This is a genomic window from Amycolatopsis sp. NPDC054798 (genome assembly GCF_053611505.1).
Genome location: NZ_JBSHAM010000206.1, coordinates 1 through 3,531, shown reverse-complemented (window position 1 = coordinate 3,531; position 3,531 = coordinate 1). Strand labels below are relative to the sequence as shown.

At 66.7% G+C, this 3,531-nt stretch carries 4 protein-coding genes; 2 read left to right on the top strand and 2 right to left on the bottom strand.

All coding sequences use genetic code 11. From position 1 onward, the window contains the following. Nucleotides 1-303: 303 nt before the first annotated feature. Nucleotides 304-690: a nuclear transport factor 2 family protein gene (locus ACWGIC_RS44755; RefSeq protein ID WP_452082035.1), complete on the bottom strand. Its 387-nt coding sequence runs from the start codon at nt 688-690 to the stop codon at nt 304-306. 102 nt (nt 691-792) lie between these two features. Between ACWGIC_RS44755 and ACWGIC_RS44750 the strand changes: the two genes are divergently transcribed. After that, nucleotides 793-1,230: a MarR family winged helix-turn-helix transcriptional regulator gene (locus ACWGIC_RS44750; RefSeq protein ID WP_452082034.1), complete on the top strand. Its 438-nt coding sequence runs from the start codon at nt 793-795 to the stop codon at nt 1,228-1,230. Between the two features lie 40 nt (nt 1,231-1,270). Here the strand turns inward: ACWGIC_RS44750 and ACWGIC_RS44745 are convergent, their stop codons facing one another. Next, entirely contained in the window at nt 1,271-1,900 is a 630-nt protein-coding gene (locus ACWGIC_RS44745) for a DUF4360 domain-containing protein (RefSeq protein WP_452082033.1), read from the bottom strand. Nucleotides 1,901-2,508: 608 nt separating this feature from the next. Between ACWGIC_RS44745 and ACWGIC_RS44740 the strand changes: the two genes are divergently transcribed. Continuing rightward, nucleotides 2,509-3,498 (top strand): malate dehydrogenase, encoded by a 990-nt coding sequence (locus ACWGIC_RS44740; RefSeq protein WP_452082032.1) that lies wholly within the window; start codon nt 2,509-2,511, stop codon nt 3,496-3,498. The last annotated feature ends 33 nt before the right edge of the window (nt 3,499-3,531 follow it).

Here is a 3,531-nt window from a genome sequence, read left to right as displayed (position 1 = left end):
TTTTTCTGCGCGGGGTGGGTGGGTGCGCCTCCAAATTTTAAGTGTTTGCGTTTATATAAACTTCTGTGTGGCTACCCCTGAGGGAATCAGATTCCCTCAGGGGTCCCCTCACGGACCTCGATCTCGACGGCCGACTACACAGTGCACCTGCGGCACTCCCCCTGACCCGAGCCCAGCCGCCCGCGACCGGACGGCCCCAATGCCGCATTGGGTGCATCTGACGCACCCAATGCGGCATTGGGGCGCTTTGGCACCGCCGGATCAGCGGGCGAAGGCGGGCGGCGCATTGATTCACCCCAGCGATCAGCGCGAGAACGACGGCGGCGCGCCCATCGGGCTCAGGTGCATGCCCGCGATCCGCCAGCCGTCCTCGCCGCGGACAAGCACGTGCGTCGCCCGGAACGTCCCGTCGACGCGGTTGCCCTGATGGGTCGCTTCCTGGTCGTGCACGCCGATCGCGATCGCCGTGTCGCCGTGCGCGCGGGCCTCGACCTCGCGCCAGTCGAGGCGCAGCGTCGCCAGCGCGCCGGACCGGTAGCGGTCCAGCCACTGCTCCCGGTCGAGCACGAACCCGAGCGGTCCGACGAGCCGGAATCCGTCGGCGACCAGGCCGCCCAGCGTGTCCGTATCGCCCGCGACCTCGGCCGCGGCCCAGCGTTTCCCCAGTTCAGAGATCTCTGCGGCGTCCATGATGCCCTCCAGTGCCAATCAGTAAGACATCACAAACGTTAGATACCTAATCGTTCGACGTCAAACGATTAGATTTCGACGAACCTGCGATACCGTCTCCCCGTGCCCCGACCCGCCACGCCGCCGCTCGGCGTCCTCCTCGCCCGCACCGCCAAGACCGCCGGCCAGGCGTTCGACCGCGCGCTGGCCGAGGTCGGCGGATCGCAACCGGTGTGGCAAATCCTCATCGCGCTCAAAACCCGCCGGCACGCGAGCCAGCGCGAACTCGCCGACGCCGTCGGCATCCAGGGCGCGACACTCACCCACCACCTCAACGGCATGGAAACCGCGGGCCTGCTCACCCGCACCCGCGACCCGGAAAACCGGCGCGTGCACCAGGTCGAGCTGACCGAATACGGCGAACGGACCTTCCACCGCCTCGCCGACGCCGCCATCGCGCACGACAAGCGAATGCGCCGCGGCTTCACCGACGACGAGATCGCGACCCTGGCCGCCCTGCTGACCCGCCTCGCGGACAACGTGACGCAGCCGGACCCGTGAGCACCGCAGGCGGCGCACCCGGGTCCGGCCGGTCAACTGTTTACGGGCAGACCTTCCAGGAGAAGTGGTAAATCGTCTGGACACTGCCGTCCGTCGAGTCCATCGTCAGGAAACTCGTCGTCTTCTGCGGATCGGAAGTGCCGGCATACGCCCGCAATTCCGTATTGATGTTCAGGTTGCGCTCCTGGCCGCACGGCTCGTAGATGATCGCGTCGACATCCGTCGAATCCGAGAACTGCCAGTCATTGTCGTAGAACCCGTCGAGCCGATGCGTCACGAACGCCGTCGGCGAGTTTCCCTGGAAATAGTAGTTCGCGCGTTCAACGCCATACGCGCCCTTTTCCAGATGGCCGAATCCGCGGTAGTCCGCCGAGGCGATTCCGTAGGTGAACCCCTGCGGGACGTGCACGCGCAGGCCGATCTGGCAGTTCTTGCGGAAGTCCGTCGGCTGCGAGCCGACGCCGACCTGAGCGGTGTACTGGCTGTAAGTGACAGTGAAAGCGGTGTTGTCCGCGGACACCGACACTGCCGCCGAATCCGGCGGGCAGCCGGTCCCGTTCACGGTCGCGACGTCGATGATAATTTTGTCCGGCGGGGGATTCTGCGGCCAGGAATGCGGCGTAATCGTCGAAGAAAGCGCCAAAAGAGCAGCGGCCATCGTGGTAAGCATGGGTTCCTTCCCATTACTTCCGGTGTGGGTGGGGGTTTCGACAGGGTAGCGCGAGAGCTACTCTCCGCGTCCCACTGAATGGAGCAACGTATTTAGTTAGCTGCGCACAGCAACGTGTTGACAGGGCGTTGACAAAAGCTAAAATGGACAATTGATGAATCAACAAAAATGATTCAAAAATCCACCACTCAGAACCACCCGACCCGCCTGGTCCGGATAATCCGCCGAAAATAACCCCGAAAACCGGGGCAATCGGGACACTTCGCGCACCCCGCCGACGGCCGCGCCGACCCGCACTTACCGGAACGATTCGCCGGATCTCCGCGGCACCGCCGCCCGGCACGAAGCTCGACGGCTCCGGACACCCCGAGCCCGCGCGGGCTCGCAACGAGATCGTGATCTCAAGTTACGCCCTTCGGCGCGCGACTTAAGGCTGGTCGCCGCCCCGGCGAACCGCACTGAGCCCGCTGCCCGCACCCCAGGAGCGCCCGGCGCGCGGCCCGCGAACGTGATCCTGGCTACCGTGACTGGACGCACCCGGACGACGCCCGCCGGTAGGGCTAGCATCCTCGGTACTAGCCAAAGTCGTCTCAAGCTGGAGAAGCGCAATGACCCAAGCCCCTGTCAACGTCACCGTCACCGGTGCGGCCGGCCAGATCGGCTACGCGCTGCTGTTCCGCATCGCGTCCGGTCAGCTGCTCGGCGCCGACACCCCGGTGAAGCTGCGGCTCCTGGAGATCCCCCAGGCGGTCAAGGCGGCTGAGGGCACCGCGATGGAGCTGGACGACGGCGCGTTCCCGCTGCTGGCCGGCATCGACATCTTCGACGACCCGAAGCAGGCCTTCTCCGGCGCGAACATCGGCCTGCTGGTCGGAGCCCGCCCGCGCAGCAAGGGCATGGAGCGCGGCGACCTGCTCGAGGCCAACGGCGGCATCTTCAAGCCCCAGGGCGAGGCGATCAACGCCGGCGCGGCCGACGACATCAAGGTGCTGGTGGTCGGCAACCCGGCCAACACCAACGCACTGATCGCCCAGTCGCACGCCCCCGACGTGCCCGCCGAGCGCTTCACCGCGATGACCCGCCTCGACCACAACCGCGCGCTGGCCCAGCTGGCCAAGAAGCTCGGCGTGGCCGTGACCGACCTGAAGAAGGTCGCGATCTGGGGCAACCACTCGGCCACCCAGTACCCGTCGGTGCAGCACGCCGAGGTCAACGGCAAGAACGTCGCCGAGACCATCAACGACCAGGCGTGGCTCGCCGACACCTTCATCCCGACCGTCGCCAAGCGCGGCGCCGCGATCATCGAGGCCCGCGGCCTCTCCTCGGCCGCCTCCGCTGCGTCGGCCGCGATCGACCACGTCTACACCTGGGTCAACGGCACCCCGGAGGGCGACTGGACCTCGGCCGGCGTCGTCTCCGACGGCTCCTACGGCGTCCCGGAGGGCCTCATCTCCTCCTTCCCGGTCACCGCGAAGGACGGCAAGTACGAGATCGTCCAGGGCCTGGAGATCGACGAGTTCTCCCGCCCGCGCATCGACGCCTCCGTGGCCGAACTGGCCGAGGAGCGCGACGCGGTCCGCAAGCTGGGCCTCATCTGAGGTTCGTTTCAACGACGATGGCCGCCCCGGATC

Coding starts and splice junctions, on each gene's coding strand:
- ACWGIC_RS44745 (WP_452082033.1), bottom strand. CDS start 1,900: ATGCTTACCACGATGGCCGCTGCTCTTTTGGCGCTTTCTTCGACGATT.
- ACWGIC_RS44740 (WP_452082032.1), top strand. CDS start 2,509: ATGACCCAAGCCCCTGTCAACGTCACCGTCACCGGTGCGGCCGGCCAG.
- ACWGIC_RS44755 (WP_452082035.1), bottom strand. CDS start 690: ATGGACGCCGCAGAGATCTCTGAACTGGGGAAACGCTGGGCCGCGGCC.